Origin of the sequence: Streptomyces sp. NPDC005898 (assembly GCF_040629635.1) — a bacterium.
Classification (GTDB): domain Bacteria; phylum Actinomycetota; class Actinomycetes; order Streptomycetales; family Streptomycetaceae; genus Streptomyces.
Genome location: NZ_JBEXWC010000003.1, coordinates 342,575 through 365,726, shown reverse-complemented (window position 1 = coordinate 365,726; position 23,152 = coordinate 342,575). Strand labels below are relative to the sequence as shown.

The 23,152-nt window shown below is 73.0% G+C and carries 21 protein-coding genes; 7 read left to right on the top strand and 14 right to left on the bottom strand.

Translation table 11 applies throughout. From position 1 onward, the window contains the following. The first annotated feature begins 279 nt into the window (after positions 1-279). From ABZ385_RS07015 to ABZ385_RS07000, 4 genes are read left to right on the top strand one after another with little or no spacing between them, the layout of a single operon-like run. Positions 280-822, top strand: a complete 543-nt coding sequence (locus tag ABZ385_RS07015; RefSeq protein WP_358584161.1) for a 2Fe-2S iron-sulfur cluster-binding protein — start codon at positions 280-282, stop codon at positions 820-822. Beyond that, entirely contained in the window at positions 819-1,811 is a 993-nt protein-coding gene (locus ABZ385_RS07010) for a xanthine dehydrogenase family protein subunit M (protein ID WP_358910186.1), read from the top strand. Before ABZ385_RS07015 ends, ABZ385_RS07010 begins: the two co-directional genes overlap by 4 nt. Further along, positions 1,808-3,946 (top strand): xanthine dehydrogenase family protein molybdopterin-binding subunit, encoded by a 2,139-nt coding sequence (locus ABZ385_RS07005; RefSeq protein ID WP_358910184.1) that lies wholly within the window; start codon positions 1,808-1,810, stop codon positions 3,944-3,946. The genes ABZ385_RS07010 and ABZ385_RS07005 overlap by 4 nt, the downstream gene beginning before the upstream one ends. Beyond that, positions 3,939-5,087, top strand: coding sequence for an XdhC/CoxI family protein (locus ABZ385_RS07000; protein ID WP_358910182.1), 1,149 nt, complete (start codon positions 3,939-3,941; stop codon positions 5,085-5,087). The genes ABZ385_RS07005 and ABZ385_RS07000 overlap by 8 nt, the downstream gene beginning before the upstream one ends. Here the strand turns inward: ABZ385_RS07000 and ABZ385_RS06995 are convergent. From ABZ385_RS06995 to ABZ385_RS06975, 5 genes are all read right to left on the bottom strand, one after another. Further along, positions 5,066-7,306, bottom strand: coding sequence for a glycosyl hydrolase (locus ABZ385_RS06995; protein ID WP_358910181.1), 2,241 nt, complete (start codon positions 7,304-7,306; stop codon positions 5,066-5,068). The two genes, ABZ385_RS07000 and ABZ385_RS06995, sit on opposite strands and share 22 nt — an antisense overlap. A gap of 66 nt (positions 7,307-7,372) precedes the next feature. Next, the gene (locus ABZ385_RS06990) at positions 7,373-8,164 is read right to left on the bottom strand and encodes an SDR family oxidoreductase (protein ID WP_358910290.1); all 792 of its coding nucleotides are present in this window, start codon (positions 8,162-8,164) and stop codon (positions 7,373-7,375) included. 151 nt (positions 8,165-8,315) lie between these two features. Then, positions 8,316-9,866: an FAD-dependent oxidoreductase gene (locus ABZ385_RS06985; protein ID WP_358910179.1), complete on the bottom strand. Its 1,551-nt coding sequence runs from the start codon at positions 9,864-9,866 to the stop codon at positions 8,316-8,318. Positions 9,867-9,986: 120 nt separating this feature from the next. After that, positions 9,987-12,026 (bottom strand): CocE/NonD family hydrolase, encoded by a 2,040-nt coding sequence (locus tag ABZ385_RS06980; protein WP_358910177.1) that lies wholly within the window; start codon positions 12,024-12,026, stop codon positions 9,987-9,989. Positions 12,027-12,108: 82 nt separating this feature from the next. Continuing rightward, complete coding sequence (locus ABZ385_RS06975) at positions 12,109-13,422, bottom strand: ATP-grasp domain-containing protein (RefSeq protein WP_358697695.1); 1,314 nt, start codon at positions 13,420-13,422, stop codon at positions 12,109-12,111. A 122-nt stretch (positions 13,423-13,544) separates the two neighbouring features. On the opposite strand from ABZ385_RS06975, the gene ABZ385_RS06970 reads away from it, so the two are divergent. Beyond that, the gene (locus ABZ385_RS06970; RefSeq protein ID WP_358910175.1) at positions 13,545-14,210 is read left to right on the top strand and encodes an endonuclease; all 666 of its coding nucleotides are present in this window, start codon (positions 13,545-13,547) and stop codon (positions 14,208-14,210) included. A gap of 90 nt (positions 14,211-14,300) precedes the next feature. Here the strand turns inward: ABZ385_RS06970 and ABZ385_RS06965 are convergent, their stop codons facing one another. The 5 genes from ABZ385_RS06965 to ABZ385_RS06945 form a co-directional block, all read right to left on the bottom strand. Next, the gene (locus ABZ385_RS06965; RefSeq protein WP_358910288.1) at positions 14,301-15,698 is read right to left on the bottom strand and encodes a VWA domain-containing protein; all 1,398 of its coding nucleotides are present in this window, start codon (positions 15,696-15,698) and stop codon (positions 14,301-14,303) included. A 44-nt stretch (positions 15,699-15,742) separates the two neighbouring features. Next, entirely contained in the window at positions 15,743-16,612 is an 870-nt protein-coding gene (locus ABZ385_RS06960; protein ID WP_358910173.1) for a MoxR family ATPase, read from the bottom strand. A 284-nt stretch (positions 16,613-16,896) separates the two neighbouring features. Beyond that, entirely contained in the window at positions 16,897-17,337 is a 441-nt protein-coding gene (locus ABZ385_RS06955; RefSeq protein ID WP_358584140.1) for a nitroreductase family deazaflavin-dependent oxidoreductase, read from the bottom strand. A 95-nt stretch (positions 17,338-17,432) separates the two neighbouring features. Beyond that, complete coding sequence (locus tag ABZ385_RS06950; RefSeq protein WP_358910171.1) at positions 17,433-17,840, bottom strand: CoA-binding protein; 408 nt, start codon at positions 17,838-17,840, stop codon at positions 17,433-17,435. A gap of 55 nt (positions 17,841-17,895) precedes the next feature. Then, on the bottom strand, positions 17,896-18,471 hold the full coding sequence (locus tag ABZ385_RS06945) for a TerD family protein (RefSeq protein WP_358584137.1): 576 nt from the start codon (positions 18,469-18,471) through the stop codon (positions 17,896-17,898). 154 nt (positions 18,472-18,625) lie between these two features. Here ABZ385_RS06945 and ABZ385_RS06940 point away from each other — a divergent pair, with 154 nt between their 5' ends. After that, complete coding sequence (locus tag ABZ385_RS06940; RefSeq protein ID WP_358584166.1) at positions 18,626-19,036, top strand: BlaI/MecI/CopY family transcriptional regulator; 411 nt, start codon at positions 18,626-18,628, stop codon at positions 19,034-19,036. Between the two features lie 23 nt (positions 19,037-19,059). After that, positions 19,060-19,992, top strand: a complete 933-nt coding sequence (locus ABZ385_RS06935; protein WP_358910169.1) for a M56 family metallopeptidase — start codon at positions 19,060-19,062, stop codon at positions 19,990-19,992. Between the two features lie 32 nt (positions 19,993-20,024). Here the strand turns inward: ABZ385_RS06935 and ABZ385_RS06930 are convergent, their stop codons facing one another. The 4 genes from ABZ385_RS06930 to ABZ385_RS06915 are packed head-to-tail and all read right to left on the bottom strand — an operon-like array spanning position 20,025 to position 23,124. Next, complete coding sequence (locus ABZ385_RS06930) at positions 20,025-20,480, bottom strand: TerB family tellurite resistance protein (RefSeq protein WP_358584133.1); 456 nt, start codon at positions 20,478-20,480, stop codon at positions 20,025-20,027. Between the two features lie 45 nt (positions 20,481-20,525). Next, a complete protein-coding gene (locus ABZ385_RS06925; protein WP_358910167.1) occupies positions 20,526-22,433 on the bottom strand; it encodes an ABC transporter ATP-binding protein in 1,908 nt (635 codons plus the stop codon). Continuing rightward, on the bottom strand, positions 22,430-22,873 hold the full coding sequence (locus ABZ385_RS06920) for a lasso peptide biosynthesis B2 protein (RefSeq protein ID WP_358910165.1): 444 nt from the start codon (positions 22,871-22,873) through the stop codon (positions 22,430-22,432). The genes ABZ385_RS06925 and ABZ385_RS06920 overlap by 4 nt, the downstream gene beginning before the upstream one ends. After that, positions 22,870-23,124, bottom strand: coding sequence for a lasso peptide biosynthesis PqqD family chaperone (locus ABZ385_RS06915; RefSeq protein WP_358584127.1), 255 nt, complete (start codon positions 23,122-23,124; stop codon positions 22,870-22,872). The genes ABZ385_RS06920 and ABZ385_RS06915 overlap by 4 nt, the downstream gene beginning before the upstream one ends. Positions 23,125-23,152 lie beyond the last annotated feature (28 nt).

The window sequence follows — 23,152 nt, the reverse complement described above, 5'->3', positions numbered from 1 at the left end:
GCGCCCCACGGCCCGATTCGGTCTTGCTAAGCGGACAGCTGTCCACTAAGTTCGAAAGCTAATGGACAACTGTCCGCTTACGGTCACCATAGCGCCGCACGCGTCCGCGCGGGGACAGTCCGCTCTCCCGGACCGCCCTCGCCGCGCGCTCGCCCGGGCCGCTCTCTCCCGCAGAGGCGCCCCCACCGCCCTCCCTCACCTTCTCCTGATCCAGCGCCTGACTCCCGGCTCGTGGCCGGGACCGCCTCGTTCGACGCGATTCGCGAAAGAAGGCCGCTCATGGCTCCACCGACGTCCAGTGCTCTCACCCTCCACGTCAACGGCGAGAAGCACACGCTGACCGTCGACCACCGCACCACCCTGCTCGACGCGTTGCGTGAGCGGCTCGACCTCACCGGCACCAAGAAGGGCTGCGACCAAGGCCAGTGCGGCGCCTGCACCGTGCTGATGGACGGCCGCCGCGCCCTGTCCTGCCTGCAACTCGCGGTCGCCGCCGAGGGACGCGAGATCACCACCATCGAGGGCGTCGCCGACGGCGACCGGCTGCACCCCGTGCAGCAGGCTTTTCTCGACCTCGACGGCCTCCAGTGCGGCTACTGCACCCCCGGGCAGATCTGCTCCGCCCTCGGCGTGATCGAGGAGCACGCGGCGGGCTGGCCGAGCGCCGTCACCGCCGACCTACGGCCCGAGGCCGGCGTCCCCGAACTGACCGCGGAGGAGATCCGCGAGCGGATGAGCGGCAACCTCTGCCGCTGCGGCGCGTACGTGTCCATCGTGCGGGCGGTCGCGCGGGCGGCGCACACCGAGGAGGAGGCGGTATGAGGGACTTCCGCTACCAACGGGCGCACGACGTGTCCAGTGCGCTCGCCTTACGCGGCGCCGACCCCGAGGCGCGCTACCTCGGCGGCGGCACCAACCTCGTCGACCTGATGAAGACCGGCGTCGAGCGCCCGGCGCTCCTCGTCGACGTGCGCGAACTGCCCCTGGACGGCATCGAGTCCACCGACGGCGGCGGGCTGCGCATCGGGGCGACCGTCACCAACAGCGACCTCGCCGCCCACCCCGACGTACGGCGCCGCTACCCCGCGCTGGCCCAGGCCGTCCTCGCCGGCGCCTCCGGGCAGCTGCGCAACATGGCGACCGTCGGCGGAAATCTGCTCCAGCGCACCCGGTGCGCGTACTTCACCGATCCGCACACGCCCTGCAACAAACGCCGGCCCGGCAGCGGCTGCGCCGCCCTCCAGGGCGAACACCGCAACCACGCGATTCTCGGCGCCACCGACCACTGCGTGGCCACCCACCCCTCCGACATGGCAGTCGCGCTCGCCGCGTTCGACGCCGCCGTCACCTACGAGAGCGCCGAAGGACCGGGCCGGCTGCCGCTTGCGGAGTTCTACCTCCCGGTGGGCGACACCCCGCACCTGGAGACCGCCCTGCCACCCGGCGCGCTGATCACCGGCGTCACGCTGCCCCCGGCCCCGGTCGCAGCCCGCTCCCGTTACCGCAAGGTGCGCGAGCGCGCTTCGTACGCCTTCGCCATCGGCTCCGTGGCCGCGGCCCTGGACGTGCGCGACGGTGTCGTGCGCGAGGCGCGCCTGGCCTTCGGGGCCGTCGCGTCCCGGCCGTGGCGTGCCCACGAGGCCGAGCGGGCGCTGACCGGGGGCCCGGCGAGCGCCGAGGCCTTCGCCGCCGCCGCGGACGCCGAACTGGCCGCGGCCCGGCCCCTGCCCGACAACGCGTACAAGGTGACGCTCATGCGCAACCTCGTCGTGGCCCTGCTGAGCGAACTCACCGAGGAGGCCAACCGATGACCACGACGACCGGACCCACCGCGGTGACGGGATCCGTCGGCGCCCCGCGCACCCGCGTCGAGGGCGTGGACAAGGTCACCGGCGCCGCGCGCTACGCGGGCGAGATCCCCTTCGCCGGCCTGGCCCACGGCTGGCTGGTGCTGTCCACTGTCACCCGCGGCCGTGTTACCTCCGTGGACACCGCGCCCGTCCTCGCGATGCCCGGCGTACTGACCGTCCTGCACCACGGCAACGCCCCGCGTGTGGACACCCGTTACGAGGGGCTCCTCGGGCGCCCCGACCCCACCGTCGGGCTCTTCCAGCACGACCGGGTGCCCTTCGCGGGCTGGCCGGTGGCCCTCGTCGTCGCCGAGACGCCCGAGCAGGCGAGGGAGGCCGCGGAGGCGCTCGTGGTGCGGTACGACCAAGAGGCCCACGACATCGCGTTCTTCGCCGGACGCCCCGGCACCTACACGCCGGACACCGACGGCACACGGACGGCGAAAGGCGACCTGGAAGCCGAGTTGCGGGCTTCCGCCCACGTCGTGGACGCCGAGTACACCACGCCCGAAGAGCACCACAGCATGATGGAACCGCACGCGGCCACCGCGCGCTGGGACGGCGGCCGTCTCGACGTCGTCGACTCCAACCAGGGCAGCGCCTGGGTCGCCGACGAGCTGGCGAAGCTGTTCTCGCTCGACCCGGCCTCGGTGCGGGTGCGCTCCGAGCACGTCGGCGGGGCCTTCGGCTCCAAGGGCCTGCGCGTCCACCAGGTCGCCGCCGTGATGGCGGCGACCGAGCTCGGCCGCCCCGTGCGCGTCGTGCTGACCCGCCGCCAGATGTTCTCCGTCGTCGGCTACCGCAGTCCCACCGTGCAACGCGTCCGGCTGGGCGCCGAATCCGACGGACGGCTGCGCGCCCTGGACCACCAGGGGCAGAACCTCACCTCGACCATCCACGAATTCGTCGAGCCCAGCGCCGGCTTCGCCCGCCCCATGTACGCCGCCGACGCGCACCACACCGTCCACCGCGTCGTGCCCCTGGACGTGCCGACGCCCACCTGGATGCGGGCTCCCGGCGAGGCCCCGGGGTCGTTCGCGCTGGAGTGCGCGCTCGACGAACTGGCCGAGAAGTGCGGCATGGACCCCATCGCGCTGCGCGCCCGCAACGAACCGGAGGCGGGCCCCGTCTCCGGGCTGCCGTTCAGCAGCCGCAACCTCACGGCCTGCTTCACCGAGGGCGCCCGCAGGTTCGGCTGGGCGGAGCGCGACCCGCGGCCCCGCGTGCGCCGTGAAGGGCGCTGGCTGCTCGGCACCGGCACGGCCGCCGCGACCTTCCCGGTACTGGTGGGCCCGGCCACGGCCGCCGTGACGGCGCGGCCCGACGGCACCTTCGCCGTGCGCATCACCGCCGCGGACATCGGCACCGGCGCGCGGACCGCGCTCACCATGATCGCCGCGGACGCGCTGGGGGTCGCGCCGGAACGCGTCCGTCTCCACATCGCCGACAGCGACTTCGGGCCCGCGATGATCGCGGGCGGTTCGATGGGCACCCGCTCCTGGGGCTGGGCCATCACCCTCGCCGCGCGCGAACTGCGGGAGAAACTGGTCCCCGGCGGTGACATCCCGGCGGACGGCATCACCGCGCGCTCCGACACCGGGGCCGCCATCGGCGCGCTCAGCGAGAAGGAACGCCACTCCTTCGGCGCGCAGTTCGCCGAGATCGCCGTCGACGTCGCCACCGGCGAGGTACGCGTACGGCGGCTGCTCGGCATCTTCGCCGTCGGACGGATCATCAACCCGCTGACCGCCCGCAGCCAGTTGATCGGCGGCATGACCTGGGGCCTGTCCATGGCGCTGCACGAGGAGGCCGTCAGGGACCGCGCCTCGGGCGCCCCCGTCGGCGCCGACCTCGCGGGCTACCACATCGCGGCGCACGCCGACGTGCCGCCCATCGAGGCGGACTGGGTGGACGACCCGGACCCCGACGACCCCCTCGGGATCAAGGGCATCGGAGAGATCGGCATCGTGGGCTGCGCGGCGGCGATCGCCAACGCGGTCTGGCACGCCACGGGCGTCCGCCACCGCCACCTGCCGATCCGCCCCGACCGGGTCATCGAGGACCCGGCGAGCCGGGCGGGCGTCAGCAGTGCTTGACATCGCCGCTGACCTGCACCAATGGGTCCAAGAAGGCCGGGACTTCGCGGTCGCCACCGTCGTCGGCGTCGGCGGCAGCGCACCGCGCGGCCCCGGCGCCGCCCTCGCCGTCGACGGCGAGGGGACGGTCATCGGCTCGGTCTCCGGCGGCTGCGTCGAAGGCGCCGTGTACGACCTGTGCGTCCAGGCCCTCCAGGAGGGCAGGGCGACGGTCGAGCGGTTCGGCTACAGCGACGAGGACGCCTTCGCGGTCGGCCTGACCTGCGGCGGCGTCATCGAGGTGCTGGTCACCCCGGTGGCCGCCGACGCGTCGGACAGGGCGGTCCTCGCCGCCGCCCTTTCGGCCGCCGCCGAGGGGGCGGGCGCGGCCCTGGCACGGATCACCCGGGGCCCCGCCGACCTGCTCGGCAGGCCGCTCCTGGTGCGCGCCGACGGGACGTACGAGGGAAGCCTCGGCGCCCATCCGGAGCTGGACCGCACGGTGGCGGGGGAGAGCCGTGCCCTCCTCGCGGCGGGCCGCACCGGCGATTTCGCCCTCTCGCGGAGCGGAGCGCGCTGCGAGAGCGACCTGACGTTCCTGGTCGAGTCGAGCGTGCCGCCGCCCCGCATGATCGTGTTCGGGGCCGTCGACTTCGCGGCGGCCCTGGTGCGCGCCGGGAAGTTCCTCGGCTACCACGTCACGGTGTGCGACGCCCGCCCCGTCTTCGCCACGCGGGACCGCTTCCCCGAGGCGGACGACATCGTGGTCGAGTGGCCGCACCGCTATCTCGACCGCACGGCGACGGACGACCGCACGGTCCTGTGCGTGCTCACCCACGACGCCAAGTTCGACGTGCCGCTGCTCGCGGCGGCGCTGCGGCTGCCCGTCGCGTTCGTCGGCGCGATGGGCTCGCGCCGCACGCACGAGGACCGCCGGCGCAGGCTCCGCGAGGTCGGCGTCACCGAGGAGGAACTGGCCGCGCTCCACTCGCCGATCGGCCTCGACCTCGGCGCCCGCACCCCCGAGGAGACCGCCCTGTCGATCGCCGCGGAGATCGTCGCGACCCGGCAGGGCGGCACCGGCCTGCCGCTGACCGGCTCCCGGACGCCGATCCACCACGAGGCACCCGGGAGCCGCCGTCAGCGGGTCGTCAGCTCGTAGAAACCCCGGCCGAACGTGGCGGCCACCAGGCGGCGGTGCCCGGCGTCGTACTCGATGTCGTCGACGGGCACCGCGGGCATGCCCCGGCCCAGCCGCGACCACGTCGGACCGCCGGAGCGGGACGTGAACACGCCCTGGTCGGTGCCGACGTGCAGCCGCCCGCCGTGCCCGAGGACGAGGTCGTTCACGGGCGCGTCCGGCAGATTGCCCGACAGGTCCTTCCAGTGCCGTCCACCGTCGGAACTGGCGTACACATGCGCCTTGTGGGACCCGGAGCGATAGGCGGAATGGGTGGTGTACACGCGCTCGGGGTCGCGCGGGTCGACGACCACGCGGGTCACCCAGGAGCGGCCCTCGGCCCGCTTCGTCCAGTGCGCGCCCAGATCCTCGGTCACCCACACGCGGCCGTCGTCGGTGCCCGCGTAGACCGTACGGCCGTCCCCCGCGGGCGCGACCGAGGTGATCGTGCCGTAGTTGGCGTAGAGCGGGTCGGGCCCCGGGCCGCCGGACAGGTCGGGGCTGATGGGCCGCCAGGTCTCGCCGCCGTCCGTGGAGCGGTTGAGCACCTCGGAGCCGTAGTAGAGGACCTTCGGGTCCTCGGGGTCGAGGACGACGGGCGTGAACCAGTTGCGCCGCTTGAACGTCGTGCGGTCCGCGAAGTAGGCGAGGGTGTCGCCGCCGTCCGTGGAGCGGAAGCAGTTGCCGTACTGGTAGCAGGCGAAGACGTGGTCCGCGTCGGTCGGGTCGATCAGGTTCTCCTCGCCGTCACCGCCGAGGTACTCGTTGAAGCGGGGCCCGCCCCAGGAGCGCAGCGAGCCGTTGTCCTGGGCGCCGCCGGAGAGCCGGCCGGTGTCCTGCGGGGTGATGGCCGCGCTGTAGAGCTGGGTGTACGGCTCGTGCCGTGCCTTCACCCAGCCGCCGTCGCCGTTCGCGTCGGAGCGGTAGACGCCGCCGTCGTTGCCGAGATAGACGCGGCCCGGCCTGCGTGGGTCCCACACCATTGCGTGCTGGTCGGCGTGGATGCCGGTGTCGTCGGCGCTCCAGGTGGCGCCGCCGTCCTTCGTCGCCAGCAGCGGCACGCCCGCGACCTGCACATGGTCCGCGTCCCTCGGGTCGGCCCACACCTTGCCGAACCACCAGCCGAACGTCGACTGCGAGTCCGTCAGCTTCTGGTCGGCGGGGGTGCGCCGCCAGGTGTCGCCGCCGTCGGCGGAGGCGTAGAAGCCCTCGAAGGGCCCACTGGTCCGGTTGACGATGGCGTACGCCTTGTCGCCCGCGACCGCGAGACCGATCCGCCCCACGTCCGGGCCCTGCGGGGGCAGTCCGCCGCCGAGGCGCCGCCAGCTCCTGCCGTCGTCGTCGCTGCGGAAGATCCCCGAGCCCACGCCGCCGTACGTGCGCAGTGCGGGCGTGCGGCGGTGGTCCCACAGCACGGCGTACAGCCGCTTGCCCCGCACGACGATCTCGGTCGCGCCGGTGAACTCGTTGGCGCCCGACAGGATCCGCCGCCAGGTCTTGCCGCCGTTCTCCGACCGGTAGACACCGCGGTCGCCACCGCCGTTGTAGAGCGAGCCCGCGGCGGCCACGTGGATGCGGCGCGGGTTCCGCGGGTCCACCGTGATGGCGCTGATGGCCCCGGAGTCGCGCAGACCGATCCGCCGCCAGTGCCGGCCCCCGTCCGCGCTGCGGTAGAGCCCCGTTCCTTCGTACGTGATGCTGCCGCCGCCCGGGTTGGGCTCGCCGGTGCCCGCGTACAGGGCGCCGTCCGGGCCGGTGGCGACCGCGCCCATGGCCTGCGTGAGGCCGTCGGGCCACGCGGAGCGGAACGTCCGGCCCGCGTCCGTGCTGCGCCAGATCCCGCCGCTCGCGGCGGCCGCGTACACCGTGTCCGCCCGCTTCGGGTCGAGCGCGAGCGACACGATGCGGCCGCCGATGTTGGTGGGCCCGAGCGCCTTCCACCGCCCGCCGGTGGTGGGCAGCCGACGCGCCTGCGCGGCGGCGTTCTCGTGGGCGTGGCGGGGGATCGACTCGCCCGGCACGGTCTTTTGCAGGTACCGGTACTCGGCCGGTGCGGCCGGCCCGCGGACGGGGCGGTAGACATCACCGGGACCGGGCGGCGCCGCGCCCGCCTGCCCGGCCGCCAGCAGGACGACGCCCGCGAGCGGGGCGAGAACCAGATGAAGCAGGCGTCTGCGCATGAGCACCCTCTTCTTCGGCATGGCCATAACAAACGGTGCCGACGTTACGAGAGGGGGCGGGGGAGCAGAAGGGGAAAGCAGGCCTTCCTACGTGAGGCCGCCGTTGCTCATCAGCAGCTGGCCGTTGACCCACTCGCCCTGCGGGGAGCAGAGGAAGTCCACGAGATGCGCGGTGTCCTGGGGAGTACCGTGCCTGCCGAGCGGGGTGCGGCGGACGCAGTGCTCGCGGACCTCGTCGGGCATCCAGCCGGTGTCGACCGGCCCGGGGTTGATCACGTTGGCGGTCACGCCGAGGTGGCCGAGTTCGTGGGCGGCGGCCAGGGTGATGCGGTCCAGGGCGCCTTTGCTGGCCCCGTAGGGCAGGTTGCCGACGGTGTGGTCACTGGTGAGGCCGATGATCCGGCCGGTGCCCCGTTCCGCGGTGAAGCGGCGTCCGAACTCGCGAATGAGCAGCCAGGTGGCGCGGGCGTTGACGGCGAAGTGGCGGTCGAAGCTCTCGACCGTGGTGTCGAGCAGCCCCGAGTCGACGGATTCGCAGTGACTCATCACCAGCGCGGTGACCCCGCCCCTTGCCTTCTCGACCGCGTCGAAGACGCGGGCCGGGGCGTCCGGGTCGGCGAGATCCGCTTCGATCGCGGTGGTGGCGGCGCCGAGTTCGGCGAGGGAGCGGCTGATCGTCTCCCGCGCGCCGGGCTCGCTGCCCCAGCTCATGCGGTCGTCGTAGGGGGTCCAGTAGGTGAAGGCGATGTCCCAGCCCGAGGCGGCCAGCCGGCGGGCGATGCCCGCGCCGATACCGACCGTGCGGCCCACACCGGTGATCAGGGCGAGCGGGCGGTCCCCGCGCGCCGAGGAGCCTTGCCCGCGGCCGGGCCGGTCCATCGCGGTGTCGGTCGTCACGGGCCGGAATGCTCCCCGAACGACACCACGGCGTCAATCGCTTTCCGCCACCGCGAGGCCCGGCCCAGGGGACGTGGTGACGTGGGCGCCAGGCCTGGCCGAGCACTTCTGTCAGGGCGTCCCGTGCGGGCGCTCACGCCTCGGGCAGCTCCCTGGGTTCCAGGGGGCGCGTCGCCGGGCCCTGGAGGACCGTGCCGTCCGTGGCGAAGCGGGAGCCGTGGCAGGGGCACTCCCAGGTGGTCTCCGCCGCGTTGAAGGAGACCAGGCAGCCCAGGTGGGTGCAGCGGGCGGAGACGGCGTGGAGTGCGCCGCTCTCGTCGCGGTGCACGGCGCAGCGGCGCCCCTCGACCCGGACCACCGCCCCGGAGCCCGCGGGGATCTCGTCCACCGAGTCGACGTGGGTGCGCAGCCGGTCCCCGACGAAGTGCTTGGCCACCTCCGCCTGCTGGCCCAGCAGCGCGGGCGCCTCCCGTACGGTCTTGAGCAGCCGGCGCGGGTCGTAGAGGTCGGCCCAGGGGGACTTCTCCCCGCGGACGAGGCGGGCCAGCAGGCTGCCGGCCATCACGCCGCCGCTCATGCCCCAGCCGCCGAAGCCCGTGGCCACGTACGTGTGACGGGCCCCGGGGTGGAAGGGGCCGACCATGGGCACGCCGTCGGTCACGGAGTTGTCCTGGGCCGCCCAGCGGTAGGCCGTCTCCGCCACGTCGAAACGCTCCCGCATCCACGCGTCCAGCCTCCGGAAGCCGGCGGCGGCGTCGCCCGTGCCCGGGGTGAAGCCCTCACCCGTGACGATGAGGAGCCGCCCGCCGTCGTCGCCGTACGGCGCGGTGCGCACCGAGCGCTTGCCCCCCTCCTGCGTGATGTACATGCCGCCCGGATCCTGTCCGGGGGCCAGGGGAGCGGCGACGACGAGTTCCCGGTTGGCCGAGAGCCGGGCGAAGAGCAGAGCGCGGTCGAAGACCGGGTAGTGGGTGGCGACGACGACGTCCTTCGCCGTGACCGTGTGCCCGGACTCGGCCGTCACCTTGCACGGAGAGCCCTCGCGCAGACCGGTCACGCGGGTCCGCTCGTGGATGACGCCGCCCCGCGTCCGCAGGTCCTCGGCCAGCGCCAGCAGATAGGCGCGGGGATGGAACTGCGCCTGGTCGTCGACGCGCACCGCGCCCGCCACCGCGAAGGGCAGGCCGGTGACCTCCGTGTACTGGGCGGGCAGCCCGGCCTCCCGCGCCGCCTCGGCCTCCGCGCGCAGCTCGTCCGTGCCGTCCGGGCGGGTGGTGTACGTGTAGGCGGGCGCGCGCTCCAGCTGGCAGTCGATGCCGAGTTCGGCGCCGACGGCCGCCACGTGCTCCACCGCCTCCTGCTGGGAGCGCGCGTACAGCCGGGCGGCCTCGGGCCCGCGGGTCCGGCGCAGCCGGTCGTACACCAGGGTGTGCAGCGAGGACAGCTTGGCCGTGGTGTAGCCGGTCACCCCGGCGGCGATGCGGTCGGCTTCCAGGACGGCGACCGTACGCCCCTCGCGGGCCAGCTCCCAGGCCGTGCTGAGCCCCGCGATGCCGCCGCCGACCACGGCGACGTCCACCTCGATGTCCTGCGCCAGCGGTGGGTACGACGTCGGGTCGCTGGTGTCCATCCAGTACGACTCGGGCCGGCCCGGCAGTGGCCCGGTGCGAGGTGCGTCGGCCATGGTGGCTCCCTGGTCTCGGGGGTGATCGTGGGTGGTACGGGTTCCCCCCTCCCCGCCGGGTCAACCCGGCGGGGATCTTGCCCACAGGCTACGCACAGCGGACACGACGCGCTTGTGGGCTCAGAGCCAGTCGCGTGGCAGCGTCTCGTTCCACGTCCGGGAGAAGACGCGGCGCTCGCCCTCGTAGCCGTCGAGCGTCGCGTCGACGAAGAAGCGGCCCTCGTCGCACCGCAGCACCGTGCGGGTGCGCACGCTCACGTCCCAGTCGTCCCGCGTGAAGCGCATCGTCCAGGCCGACTCGCCGGACACCGAGGTGAAGTCCTCCCCGGTGGACGTGTACCGCTCGAACGCGCGGCAGCCCACGTCCAGGCCGATGTCGTCGTACCGCACCGTCCCGCGGTCCTTGACGATCTCCAGCGCCGAGTCGTAGTTGACCAGGTCGCGCCGGACCTCCCAGCGCTGGTCCGGCGGCGAGAGACGGGTGGCGGACAGCGGCTCCGCCCCCTCGGGCTCCTCGAAGGGACGCTGCGGCGCGTTGTCCGGCTCCGCGACCGGCCGCACCGGCAGCCGCAGCGCGCTGGAACCCTCGTACACGCTGAGCAGCACCGGTCGGGGGGCCGGCCAGGCGAGCGGCCAGTACGAGGTGGACAGCGAGAGCCGGATGCGGTGCCCGGGCGGGAAGGACTGGGCCACGCCGTTGAGCTGGAGGGTCGCGCGGTAGCGGCGGCCCGGTTCCAGGGGCTCGGGCTCGCCCGTGCCGTCCCTGCGGGTCAGGTTGAGCACGCCGTACGTCACCCGGGTGGCCCGCCCGTCGGGGGCGACGTCGGAGATGCGGGCGGCGACCATGGCCACCGGCTCGCTGACCGACAGGTCCAGGTCGACGGCGGGCGAGCCGAGGATCTCCACCGCCTCGGTCAGCTCGGGCGAGTCGAAGACCAGCGAGCCGCCGTCCTCCTCGCGCTGGTCGTAGGGCAGGTCCGGCGGAGCGTTGTAGGACGCCCACTTGCCCGCGAACTGGCCCACCGACAGCGGGGACTGCACCGTCATCGCCTCACCTGCGGCGTCCGGCTCCACCACCGGTTCGCCCTGCCAGGCGATGCGGTGGCGCAGCAGGGGGCGGGCGACTTCCTCGATGTGCGGCGAGGGCCAGCGGGGCTCGCCGACCCAGCGGCCGGGCCGCTCCTCGTAGGAGGTGGAGGGCGGCACACTGTCCTGCATCCAGGCCCGCAGCATCGGGCCCTCCATGACGCCGTTGTCCTCGCCCTTGAGCCAGTGGTCCCACCAGCGCACCACCTCCTGGAGGTAGCCGATGGCGGGGCCGGGCTCACCCAGGTGCGGATACTTGTGCGACCAGGGGCCGATGAGGCCCTTGCGCGGCACGTCCAGGTTGCCGAGCAGCCGCGTCACGGCGTTGGAGTAGCCGTCCGCCCAGCCGCTGGAGGCGAGGACGGGACAGCGTACGTCCTGGTAGTCCTCGCAGACCGAGGCGTGCTTCCAGTACGCGTCGCGGCGCTGGTGGCGCAGCCACTCCAGGACCCAGGGCCGGGTGCCCTCCATGCGCTCGTGCCACATCTCGCGCCAGCGGTCGCCGACCACGGCCGGGTCCGGCGGACAGGTGCCGTAGGCGAACATCGTGCCCGCCTCGGCGAGGTTGTCCGACAGCATCGCGCCGCCCATGTAGTGCATGTCGTCGGCGTACCGGTCGTCCGTGAACGATGAGATGACGATGGCCTTCAGGCTCGGCGGCCGGCGGGCGGCGACCTGGAGCGCGGCGAACGCCCCCCAGGAGATGCCCATCATGCCGGTCGTCCCGTCGCACCAGGGCTGCTCGGCCAGCCAGGCGAGCACCTCCTCGGCGTCGGCCTGCTCCAGCTCCAGGTACTCGTCGCGCAGCACGCCCTCGGAGTCACCCGTGCCGCGCACGTCGACGCGCACGCACGCGTAGCCGTGCCCCGCGATGTAGGGGTGGTGGATCGAGTCGCGCACGGAGCTCAGATCGCGCTTGCGGTACGGGATGTACTCCAGGACGGCGGGTACCGGAGTCTCGTCCGAGCAGGTCGGGCGCCAGATCCGCGCCGACAGCCGGGTGCCGTCGGACATCGGGACGACGACATGCTCTTCCTCTTTGGTCGCGTACGGGAGATTGCCCACGTGACGCATGGGGCCGTGCCATCCTCTCGGTCGGTTCCTCCGCCGGGCAGGCGGAATCGGGGTCCAGGGGCGGGGTGCCCGCTCGCGTGCTTCAGTCGTTGGTCACGTCGCGGCCGCCGGGCTCGGTGCCGTCGAAGGTGAGCCCGAGCGCGGCCACGCACCGGTCGTACTTGCGCCGCAGGTCCTCCTCGTCGTCACCGCCGATGGAGAAGTGCGCCAGCTCGTAGCTGTAGCTGTCCTGGTGACCGGCGTCGGAGAGCCGCTGCCCCTCCTCGACCAGCACCTCGATCCGCACGTTCCCGATCTCCCGCTCGATGCGGTCGATCTCCTCGCGCGACGGCACGTCGTGCACCACACCGTCGGCGAACCACCGGTAGTACCACTTGGCGGAGGTCGCGCAGGGGCCCTCGCGGTGCGGCAGCGCCGGGTCCTCGTCGAAGGCGAGGCTGACCATGCTGTGGTGGTTGGCGACGCCGTCGACGTACTCGAACAGTTCCGCGTGCGCCTGCGAGTGCCGGGGGTTGATCTCCAGCAGGTTCAGCTCGTCGTTCGACGGGTCGTAGAAGTACTCGATGCTGAAGGTCGCGTCGTCCATGCCTATCTGGCGCATCACCCGCTCGGACACGTCGTGCAGGCGCCGCACCACGGGCTCCGGCAGGGTGGAGGGGTACTGATGGCGCAGGAAGCACGAGGAGTCGGGGTAGTTGATGGAGTCGAGCACGCCGTAGACGGTGACCTCACCGTGGCGGACGTACCCTTCCACCGCGACCTGGATCCCCGACAGCGCCTCCTCGGCGAGACAGACCTGGGCGCCGATCCCCGCCATCTCCTCGGGCAGCTCGATCTGGTCGAGGATGTATTCGAAGGGACGGCCGACCGTGCCGATGCCCTCCTTGATCCTCGCCACGGCCGCGTCGAACTCCTCCTCGTCCTTCACGCCGTAGGCCAGCTTCGAGGAGTACGACAGCGCCGGCTTGAGCCACATCGGGAAGCGCACGCCCTCGGGCGGCCGCGGCGTCTTCGCCGTCAGGTCGACCCGCCCGAAGCGCGGATGCTCGTCGATCACCTTCTGCTGCTCCAGGCGGCTCCAGTACTTGTGCTCGCACTTGACGACCGACTCCAGGCTGGTGCTGCGGGTGCCGTAGCGGTCGCCGAGCATCGCCACGAGCGTGCTCACCGGGAAGTCCCAGTAACCGACGATCGCGTCGATGCTGCCGTCGAAGGCGTCCAGCACCTTCTGCGCCTTCTCCAGGAGGTCGGGGACGGACACCTCACCGCCCTGCAGCTCCTCGATCGTCAGCAGCGGATGGAACGTGCAGTCACCCGCGTGCGGGATGGCGTTCAGCGTGGGCACATTCGCTTCGTCCAGACCGATCACGAACACGTTCTTACGGCTCACAGCCACGAAAAGATCCTTTCTTGGGGTCGAAGGGGGTGTGTACCCGAGGTGCCGACCCGCACACGTCGGCCATGAAAAGCGGAAAACCGGCCATGATGAGCAGGGAGGAACCGACCGGGAGGAGAACCATGGCCGACCGACGCAGGCGGGACCAGGCCGTCGTCCGCGCCCTGCTCGACGCCCACGGCCGCACCTACGCCGAGGACGCCGGCATCCGGCTGCGGGACACCCCGCAACCGCTGTACCAGCTGCTCGTCCTGTCCGTGCTGCTCAGCGCCCGCATCCGCGGCGCCGCCGCCGTCGGCGCCGCCAGGGAACTCTTCGCCGCCGGGCTGCGCGATCCGCGGCGCATGGCCGGGGCGTCCTGGCAGCAGCGGGTCGACGCGCTGGGCCGCGGCGGCTACCGCCGGTACGACGAGCGCACCTCCACCCAGCTCGGGGACGGCGCCGAGCTGGTCGAACGGGAGTACGGGGGTGATCTGCGCCGGCTGCGGGAGGCGGCGGGCGACGACGACAGGGCGCTGCGCGGGCTGCTCCAGGAGGTGCCCGGCCTCGGCCCCACGGGTTCGGACATCTTCCTGCGGGAGGTGCAGCGCGTGTGGCCGGATCTGGCGCCCCGCCTGGGGGAGAAGGCCTTGCAGGGGGCGCGGCGCCTCGGCCTGCCCGACGACCCGAAGGAACTCGTGCGCCTCGCGGGCGACGCGGACCCGGCGGCGCTGGCGGCGGCACTCGTCCGGGCTGCCTTGGACAAGACGATCGCGCAAGAACTGACCGCCGAGCCGGACGGCTCCTGAGCGGGGGCCGGGCCGCCCGCTGAGCGGAGGTTCAGCAGCGTCGGGCTCCGGGGCCAGCAGGGTGTGCTTGGGCGACGGTCCGGCCGTGCGTCACACCGGCAGCAGGCGTGCGATGAGCGCGCCGAGCTGCCGGGCGTTGCGGCACTCGTGCATCTCGACCAGCTGGGCGTACGCGTACGCCGCCGAGTCGCCCGTCGACCACTGGGAGCGCTGCTCGGGGTTGAGCCAGTACACCTGGCGGGCCCGCTCGGCGATGCGCCGCAGCGCCGGAAGATTCGGGTCGCTCATGTTCGTCCGGGCGTCCCCGAGGACGAAGACGGTGGAGCGTGGGCCGACCGCGTCGAGGTGGCGCTCCGCGAACTCGCCCAGGGACGTGCCGTAGTCGCTGCTGCCGTGCCACCCCGTCACCGTCGCCTCGCCGAGGATGCGGGCGCCGAGCCCCGCCGGATCGGCCGAGCCGTGCGTGAGCAGTCCCGTCACCTCGTCGACGCGGTTGACGAAGGCGAACACGCGCACCTTGCTGAACTGGTCGTGCAGCGCCTGCACCAGCAGCATCGTGAAGTTCGCGAACCCCGCCACCGAACCGGACACATCGCACAGCAGCACCAGCTCGGGGCGGGCGGGACGGCGCCGGCGCAGCACCGGCCGCATCGGCACCCCGCCGGTCGACAGGGAGCCGCGCAGCGTGCGCCGCAGGTCGATGGTGCCGTGCGCGGCGAGCCGGCGGCGGGCGGCCAGGCGGGTCGCGAGCCTGCGGGCCAGCGGATGCACGGTCCGGCGCAGCTCGTCCAGCTGGGCGCGGCCCGCGAGCAGGAAGTCGACCCGGTCGGCGGTGGTCGCCACGGCACGGAGCGCGATCTCCCGCGTGCCGCGCCGCTCGGCGACCCGCCGACGGGCCTCGGTCCGCACGCGCTCGCGGAACCCTTCGATGCGGCGCCGGATCTCGTCGGCCTCCAAACGGTCCGTGAACGCGGCCTCCCCGGAGGTCTCCTCGCCGGGCCCGCCGTCTGGGCGCGCCCGCAGGGCGGCCAGAACGCGGGCGAGGAGCGTTTCCGGCCGCAGTCGGCCGAGCGTCTGGTGGGCGGACCAGCCGTCCGAGCCCTGCCCCGCGCCGCCCGAGCCGTAGCCGCCGAAGCCGTCCACCGCCTCCGCCGCCAATCGGGCGAGCAGGGCCTGGTCGTTCGCGGCGAGGGCGGCGACCAGACGTTCGCGCAGTGCTTCCCGGTCGGGCTCGCCGCCCCCGCCTTGACCGCTCGTGCCGTCGGGCGCGCCCACACCCAGCGGGAAGTAGAGGTCGAAGACGGGATCGAAGACGGCCCGCTGGCCCTCCTGGTGGAGCAGCGCGGCGGCCAGGCCCTCCCGGACGCGTTCGCGGTCGGCGAGACCGAGCGCTTCCAGGGCGGCCGCCGCGTCGACGGTCTCACCCGTGCCGATGCGCAGGCCGTGGGAGCGCAGGGTCGCGACGAGACCGGTGAGCCGACCGGCCATCCCCTCGGGAGCGGCCGTCGCCGGCGGCCCGTCGGGGAGCGCTGTCACAGCGCGTCCAGGTCGAGCTTGGCCGCCGCCTTCAGCACGTCGTCCTGGTGCTTGAGCAGGACGCCGAGGCTGTCGCGTACGACGGTCTCGTCCAGGGTGGCGGCGCCGAGCGCGAGCAGGGTGCGCGCCCAGTCGATGGTCTCGGCGACGGACGGCACCTTGCGCAGGTCCATGGCGCGCAGCGCGCCCACCACCCGCACCACCGACTCGGCGAGCGCCTCGTCCAGGCCCGGCACCTTCAGACAGACGATGCGGCGCTCCAACTCCTCCTCGGGGAACCCGATGTGCAGGAACAGGCAGCGCCGGCGCAGCGCCTCCGACAGTTCCCGACTGGCGTTGGAGGTGAGCACCACGAACGGGCGGCGCTCCGCGCTGATCGTGCCCAGCTCCGGCACCGTGACCTGGAAGTCGCTCAGGACTTCCAGGAGCAGGCCCTCCACCTCGACGTCGGCCTTGTCGGTCTCGTCGATCAGCAGGACCTTCGGCTCGGCGCCGCGGATCGCCGTCAGCAGCGGGCGCGGGAGCAGGAACTCCTCGCTGAAGATGTCCGTGCGCGTCTCGTCCCACGACTCGTCGCGGCCGGCCGTGATGCGGAGCAGCTGCTTGGCGTGGTTCCACTCGTACAGCGCGCGGGACTCGTCGACGCCCTCATAGCACTGGAGCCGGACCAGCCGGGCGCCCGCGACCTGGGCGACGGCCTTCGCGAGCTCCGTCTTGCCGACGCCGGCCGGGCCCTCCACCAGGAGCGGCTTGCCGAGCCGGTCGGCCAGGAAGACGGTCGTGGCGACCGCGGGCGAGGCCAGATAGCCACTCTCGGCAAGGCGGGCCGCGACGTCGTCGACGGATGTGAAATACCCGGTCGTCATGCTCAGTTCTCCCGATTCGTCCATCCGGCCCGCGCCCCGCTGACCTCATGCGGCTCACCCTCGACCCGCCACTGGTACCTGATCAGCTCGGAACGCCACCCACAACACGCGGCCGCGATGTGCGGCACACATCACGGCCGGCCGCACGACCCCGCACCGGAACTCGACGGATGCTGGCGGACGCGACGATCACCGTGCGCTGTGCCGACCTCACGGCGACCTGGGTGAGCTCAGCCTGACAGGCGCTCAGGACGTGACGGCCGCTCTCCGGGCGAGACGGGTGCTCAGGACTCGACGGGGGTCAGGACGAAGACCGGGATCTCGCGGGTCGTCTTCGTCTGGTAGTCGCTGTAGTCCGGCCACACCGAGACCGCCCGCTCCCACCACACCTTCCGCTCCTCGCCGGTGACGACGCGCGCGTGGTAGTCCTTCTTCACCGGGCCGTCCTGCAGTTCCACGAGCGGGTGGGCGACGAGGTTGTGGTACCAGGCCGGGTGCGCGGGGTCGCCTCCCTTGGAGGCCACCACCGCGTACTCCCCGCCGTGTTCGACGCGCATCAAGGGATTCTTGCGCAGCTTCCCGCTCTTGGCGCCGACCGATGTCAGCACGATCACGGGCGTGCCCCGCATCGTCGTGCCCTCGGTGCCGCCGGAACTCTCGTAGAGCTCGGCCTGCTTGCTGGCCCAGTCCCACGTACCCGGCTCGTACTCTCCAGTCAAAGGCATGCCCTGCTCAACGGAGCGGCGGACGTTCCGTATTCCCGGCGGGGAGAAAGGCATCGGCCAGAGTGGCGGCAAGAGCGGGCGGAACGCCGCCGGCCTCAGCCCAGCCGTGGGATCTCGATGGCGGGGCAGCGGTCCATGACCATGGCCAGGCCCGCCGTGCGCGTCCGCGCGTACGCCGCCTCGTCGATCACGCCGAGCTGGAACCACACCGCCTTGGCGCCGGCCGCCACCGCCTCGTCGGCCACCTGGCCCGCCAGGGAGCTGTTGACGAACACGTCGACCACGTCCACCTGGAACGGCACGGCGGACAGGGACGGATAGCCCTGTTCGCCGTGGACCGTCGCGGCCTTCGGATGGATCGGGACGACGCGCTTGCCGAAGCGCTGCAGGACGGCCGCGACGCCGTACGCCGCCCGGTCGCGGTTCTCGGACAGGCCCACCACGGCCCAGGTGTCGCCCAGCCCCGTCAGGATCTCGCGCACCGTCTCCTGGTCGCCGTACATGACCTGCCTCCTCCACACTCGAACACTCGCGGCCGGATGCCGCCCGGGGCCTCGGTCAGACGTTCACGCCGAAGTCCGACGCGATGCCCCTCAGTCCACTGGCATAACCCTGGCCGACCGCACGGAATTTCCACTCCGTGCCATGGCGGTACAGCTCGCCGAAGACCATGGCGGTCTCCGTCGAGGCGTCCTCCGAGAGGTCGTAGCGCGCGATCTCGACGCCGTCCGCCTGGTTCACCACGCGGATGAAGGCGTTGCGGACCTGGCCGAAGCTCTGCCCGCGGTTCTCGGCGTCGTGGATCGACACGGGGAAGACGATCTTCGAGATCTGGGCGGGCACCTGGGCGAGGTTCACCTTGACCGCCTCGTCGTCGCCCTCGCCCTCACCGGTGAGGTTGTCGCCCGTGTGCTCGACCGAACCGTCCGGGCTCGTCAGGTTGTTGTAGAAGACGAAGTGCTGGTCGGAGACGACCTTGCCCGAGTCGTCGCAGAGCAGCGCGCTGGCGTCCAGGTCGTAGTCCGTGCCGGTCGTGGTGCGCACGTCCCAGCCCAGGCCGACCAGGACGGCGGTCAGGCCCGGGGCCTCCTTGCTGAGCGAGACGTTGCCGCCCTTGGCCAGGGAAACTCCCACGATGTCCTCCTGAGATCCGAGTTCCGGGTGCTTGCTTTCGTAGAATCCGTCCACGGAATCTACAGGAATGTAGAAGCGGGTGGGGTGCTCATGGCCCGTTACGATGTGGCGTTCCCGGCCGAGGAGCACCATGAGGCTGGAGGGAGAACCGGGCATGGAGCGTGACGACCACGAGCGCGAGCAGCGCCGGCCACGGCTGCGCCGCCGCGCCCAGGGCGAGCTGGAGCAGCAGGTGCTCGCCGCGCTGCACGCCGCCCGCGGCCCCGTCAGTGCCGCCTGGGTGCAGGAGCGGATCGGCGGCGACCTCGCGTACACGACCGTGATGACGATCCTCACCCGCCTGCTCGCCAAGGACGTGGTGACCCGGGAGCGCGCGGGCCGGTCCTTCGCGTGGACCTCCTCCTCGGACGAGGCGGGTCTCGCCGCCTTCCGGATGCGCAAGGTGCTCGACGCCGAGAGCGACCGCGAGGCGGTCCTCGCCAGCTTCGTCACGACGCTGACGCCCGACGACGAGCAGCTCCTGCGTGAGCTGCTCGGGCGGGCGGGCGCCGGAACCGACGACTGACGGCCGATGGGAGCCTCTGCCTGATGGGCGTCTTCGTCTTCCTGCCCCTCGTGCTGCCGTTGACCGCCTGGCCCGTCGCCCGCCTCGCCGAGCAGCATCTGCACCCGCGCACCGCCACGCGCGTGCTCACCGCCGTCGCCGGGGTGATGGCCCTGTGCAGCACGCTGTGTCTGGCCCTCCTCATGGTCGTCGGCACGGCCCAGCTGCCGGGCAACCCCCTGCCGGACGGCTGGTCGGACCCCGAGGTGCGCGCCGCCGTGCCCTACGACGAAGTGGCGGGAAAGGCCGCGATCCCCGCGCTGCTCGCCGTGTGCGCGGCGTGCGCGCGCACCCTGTTGCGCCACGCGCGTGTCCGGCGTCGGGGTCACCGCGCGCTCGGCGCGCTCCCCGGTACGTCCGTCGCCGTGCTCCCCGACGAGGTCCCCTACGCTTACGCCCTCCCCTCGCGGCGCGGTGGCCGCGTCGTCGTCACCACCGGCATGCTGACCCGGCTCGCGGCACCCGAGCGGCGCGCGCTGTTCGCGCACGAACGGGCCCATTTGGCGGCCCGGCACCACCGGCATCTGCTGATCTCCCAACTGGCGGCCCGCGCCAATCCGTTCCTGCGGCCGCTGCGCACCTCCGTCGCCTTCACGGCCGAGCGGTGGGCCGACGAGACGGCGGCGCTCGCCGTGCGGGACCGGCGGGTCGTCGCCCGCGCGATCGGCAAGGCGGCCCTGGTCTCACGGGGCGCCCCCGCGCCGGCCCTCGCGGGATTCGCCGCGCCGGGGCCGGTGCCGCGCCGCGTCGCCGCGCTGCTCGCCCCGGCGCCCGCCGCGCGCACGCGCCCCTCCCTGTTCACCGCCGTGGGGCTCGCCCTGTGGGGCGCGGCGTTCGGCACCGCCGTGTCCGCCATGTCCTCGGCGAACTCGGCGGTCACGATGGTGCTCATCCTGCGCGCGGCCACGCCGCTGTGAGAAGGGCCGACGACGCGACTCGCGACAGACGCCTACAGGTCGAACTCGTGCGGCGGGAGGTCGAGCGCGAAGCACGCCTCGCGCACCACGGCCTGCTCGTCCTTGTCGAAGTCGCCGTCGGCGCCGCCGATGACTATGCCGATCTGAATGACGGCACGGGCCTCCGCGGGCTTCTTCCTCGCCTTGGCGACTTCCTGGAGGAGGCTGACCTTGCCGAACGCGAAATCGGCGGTCAACTTGTCGACACAGGCGTCGAAGCGGCGGCGCAGGTCGTCCGCCGGGAAGTTCTGCAGCACCTCGTTCGTCCCGATGAGCTGCGCCACGCGCAGGCGTTCGGCGGCGTCCACGGTGCCGTCGGCGGCCGCAACCAGGGCGCACATCGCCATGCTCGCGTCGCGGAAGGCGCCGCTCTTCAGGTCGTTCTTCTTCGCCGTCAGCTGGGTCTGCATCGTCGACGCGGACTCCTTGAACCGGTCCCACAGGGCCATGAGGAACTCCCCAAACATATCGGTGTTTCTACAACACTGTAGAAACTAGCAGTCGGGCCGAGAAGTTCCCGACCCGGCCGACGGCCTGGGGGCCCACTCGTCCTTGGGCGCGGCGGCCGGGTGCAGCATCTGACCGGCCGCCAGTTCGCGGTACAGGGGGCTGACGGCGAGCAGCTCCTCGTGGCCCGCGCACGCGGTGGCGCGGCCGTCCTCCAGGACGACGATCTGGTCCGCGTGCTGGACCGTGGAGAGCCGGTGTGCGATCACCAGCAGGGCGCATTCCCGCGCCGCGTCCCTCATCACCGCGGTGAGCGCGGCCTCGTTGATGGCGTCGAGGTGCGAGGTGGGCTCGTCGAGCAGGAGGAGTTCCGGGCGGGCGAGCAGGGAGCGGGCCAGGGCGACGCGCTGGCGTTCGCCGCCCGAGAGCGTGTTGCCGCGCTCGCCCAGCATGCCGGACAGGCCACCCTTGAGCCGCCGTACGACATCGTCGAGCTGGGCGAGTTCGACGACGCGCCGCACCTCGGACTCGGGGGCGTCGGGCACGGCGTAGGTGATGTTGTCGCGCAGGGTGCCGTGCACGACGTGGGTGCTCTGGTCGACGACGGCGATCCGCTCGCGGCATTCGGCGCGGGTCAGGTCGGTGGAGGGCCGCCCGTCGAAGAGGAGGGCCCCGGAGTCCGGTTCGTAGAACCTCGCCACCAGGGCGAAGATCGTGCTCTTGCCGGCGCCCGACCGGCCGACCAGCGCGGTGTGACGTCGGTGGGGGACGGAGAAGCTGACGCCGCGCAGGACGGGCCGGCCGGGGTCGTAGCCGAAGGTGAGGTCGCGCAGCGCGAGGGCGGGCACGCCGTCGGAGCCGATGCGCCGCGTCGCCTCCCGAGTGCGCGCCCGTACGGTCCGGTGCCCGGGGTCGGCTTGGCCTCCGGGCCCCTCCCCGCGCTCCGGATCGGCCCGCCGTCCGGCGGGGGAGGGCTCCACGGGCAGGGTCAAGGCCTGTTCGATGCGCTGGTAGGCGCCCATGCCCCGCTGGATCAGACCGGCCGCGCGGAACACCGACGACAGGGGCAGGACGAGGTAGGAGGCGTACAGCAAGAAGGCGACGAGGTCACCGAGGGAGTTCGCGCTGCCCGTGACGCGCAACCCGCCGATCACCAGGACGAGCAGGAAGGAACCCTGGACCGCCAGTTCGACGGCCGGACTCATCAAGGACGCGAGCCTCGCTGTCCGTACGCCCGCCTCGTACGCGGAGTCGACGCGCTCGCCGACGCGCCGCGCCTCGCGCTCCTCGGCCCCGTGGACGCGGACCATCGGCAGGGCCCCGAGGGCGCGTTCGAGGTCGGAGGCGATCGCGCCGACCGAACCCTGCATGTGCTCGGAGGCGGCGCGGATGCCCTTCAGGAGCGAGGCGACGACGCCGGCCGCGACGGCCACGGTCAGGGCGACCAGGACGAGCAGCAGCGGATCGAGCCACATCATCAGGGCGATCGCGCCGGCGGCCACGAGAGCGCCCGTGACGAGGTCGACGAGGGCCTGCGAGACGACCTCCCTGAGCAGGGTGGTGTCGGCGGTCACGCGGGAGATCAGGTCACCGGTGCGATGCCGGTCGTACTCCCGCATCTCCAGCCGCAGCAGCCGCGCGACCAGGCCGTGGCGGAGCTGGCGTACGACTCTTTCGCCCATGCGCTCCAGGACGAAGCGGCCGACGGCGCCCGTGGCCGCCTCGCCGACGAACAGCGCGGCCAGGAGCAGCAGAAGGGGCCAGTACGCCCGTCCGCCGTCGCCCGCGTCCACGATGTGCTTGGCGACGAGGGGCTGGGCGAGCCCGAGCGCCGAGCCCACGAGGGTGAGCGCGCTCGCCACGGTGACGGAGGCCCGGTGCCCGCTGGTGAGTCCGTACATGGTGGCCACCGCGGCCCGAGTCGAGCGGTCGGGCGCCTTCGCGGTCGCTGTCATGGGCGCCGCGACCGGCTCGTGACCAGGGGGCCCACCGCCAGCAGCCGCGCGAAGTAGTCGTCCGGCATGTCCTCGCCCACGGGCCGGCCCTCCGCCTCGATCCACGCGTGCGCGTTGAACGGCGGCACCACGCTCGCCCCCGTGCACCACGTGGCCCAGCCGCCCGTCAGCCGGCACAGCAGGACCGCGCCCAGCGAGCGGGGCAGGCACCCCTTGGGCCCGGCGCACAGCAGGCTGACCGCGCACATCGCGTCCCGGGCGTTCTGGGCCTGCGCGGCCGTGGCCGGTGCGGCTCCCCGGCGTACGACAGCCAGGACGGCGCGGATCCGGCGCGGGGGCAGCAGCGACAGCACGACGGCCGGCAGCAGGACGAGGCGGGCCCCCAGGCGCCGGTTGAAGGGCACGCCGGTGGGCCGCACCAGGGCGCTCGGCGTCGTCATGAGGCCAACCCCGACTCCCGCAGCTCCCGCACGAGATCCGCGACGTCCTGCTCCGCGCGGGGCCGGCTGATGTCGAACTCCGCGACGAGCGCGTCGACGGCCGCCGCTTCCCCGCCACCGTCCAGGAGGGTCCGCACGACCAGGGTGCCGGTGGGGTTGAGTTCCCAGTAGTCGCCGCTGCGCTGATCCAGCAGGACCGTGCCGTAATCGGTCTTCGTGGTGCAGACGTCGGGGCCGAACCGCAGTGCCATGGTGGGTGTCTGCCTTTCTCCGGGGGCG

Excerpts from the sequence above, each read along its gene's own strand:
- ABZ385_RS07015 (WP_358584161.1), top strand. The coding sequence starts at position 280 with ATGGCTCCACCGACGTCCAGTGCTCTCACCCTCCACGTCAACGGCGAG.
- ABZ385_RS07010 (WP_358910186.1), top strand. The coding sequence starts at position 819 with ATGAGGGACTTCCGCTACCAACGGGCGCACGACGTGTCCAGTGCGCTC.
- ABZ385_RS07005 (WP_358910184.1), top strand. The coding sequence starts at position 1,808 with ATGACCACGACGACCGGACCCACCGCGGTGACGGGATCCGTCGGCGCC.
- ABZ385_RS06995 (WP_358910181.1), bottom strand. The coding sequence starts at position 7,306 with ATGCCGAAGAAGAGGGTGCTCATGCGCAGACGCCTGCTTCATCTGGTT.
- ABZ385_RS06990 (WP_358910290.1), bottom strand. The coding sequence starts at position 8,164 with ATGGACCGGCCCGGCCGCGGGCAAGGCTCCTCGGCGCGCGGGGACCGC.
- ABZ385_RS06985 (WP_358910179.1), bottom strand. The coding sequence starts at position 9,866 with ATGGCCGACGCACCTCGCACCGGGCCACTGCCGGGCCGGCCCGAGTCG.
- ABZ385_RS06980 (WP_358910177.1), bottom strand. The coding sequence starts at position 12,026 with ATGCGTCACGTGGGCAATCTCCCGTACGCGACCAAAGAGGAAGAGCAT.
- ABZ385_RS06970 (WP_358910175.1), top strand. The coding sequence starts at position 13,545 with ATGGCCGACCGACGCAGGCGGGACCAGGCCGTCGTCCGCGCCCTGCTC.
- ABZ385_RS06965 (WP_358910288.1), bottom strand. The coding sequence starts at position 15,698 with ATGGCCGGTCGGCTCACCGGTCTCGTCGCGACCCTGCGCTCCCACGGC.
- ABZ385_RS06960 (WP_358910173.1), bottom strand. The coding sequence starts at position 16,612 with ATGACGACCGGGTATTTCACATCCGTCGACGACGTCGCGGCCCGCCTT.
- ABZ385_RS06955 (WP_358584140.1), bottom strand. The coding sequence starts at position 17,337 with ATGCCTTTGACTGGAGAGTACGAGCCGGGTACGTGGGACTGGGCCAGC.
- ABZ385_RS06950 (WP_358910171.1), bottom strand. The coding sequence starts at position 17,840 with ATGTACGGCGACCAGGAGACGGTGCGCGAGATCCTGACGGGGCTGGGC.
- ABZ385_RS06940 (WP_358584166.1), top strand. The coding sequence starts at position 18,626 with ATGGAGCGTGACGACCACGAGCGCGAGCAGCGCCGGCCACGGCTGCGC.
- ABZ385_RS06935 (WP_358910169.1), top strand. The coding sequence starts at position 19,060 with ATGGGCGTCTTCGTCTTCCTGCCCCTCGTGCTGCCGTTGACCGCCTGG.
- ABZ385_RS06930 (WP_358584133.1), bottom strand. The coding sequence starts at position 20,480 with ATGGCCCTGTGGGACCGGTTCAAGGAGTCCGCGTCGACGATGCAGACC.
- ABZ385_RS06925 (WP_358910167.1), bottom strand. The coding sequence starts at position 22,433 with ATGACAGCGACCGCGAAGGCGCCCGACCGCTCGACTCGGGCCGCGGTG.
- ABZ385_RS06920 (WP_358910165.1), bottom strand. The coding sequence starts at position 22,873 with ATGACGACGCCGAGCGCCCTGGTGCGGCCCACCGGCGTGCCCTTCAAC.
- ABZ385_RS06915 (WP_358584127.1), bottom strand. The coding sequence starts at position 23,124 with ATGGCACTGCGGTTCGGCCCCGACGTCTGCACCACGAAGACCGATTAC.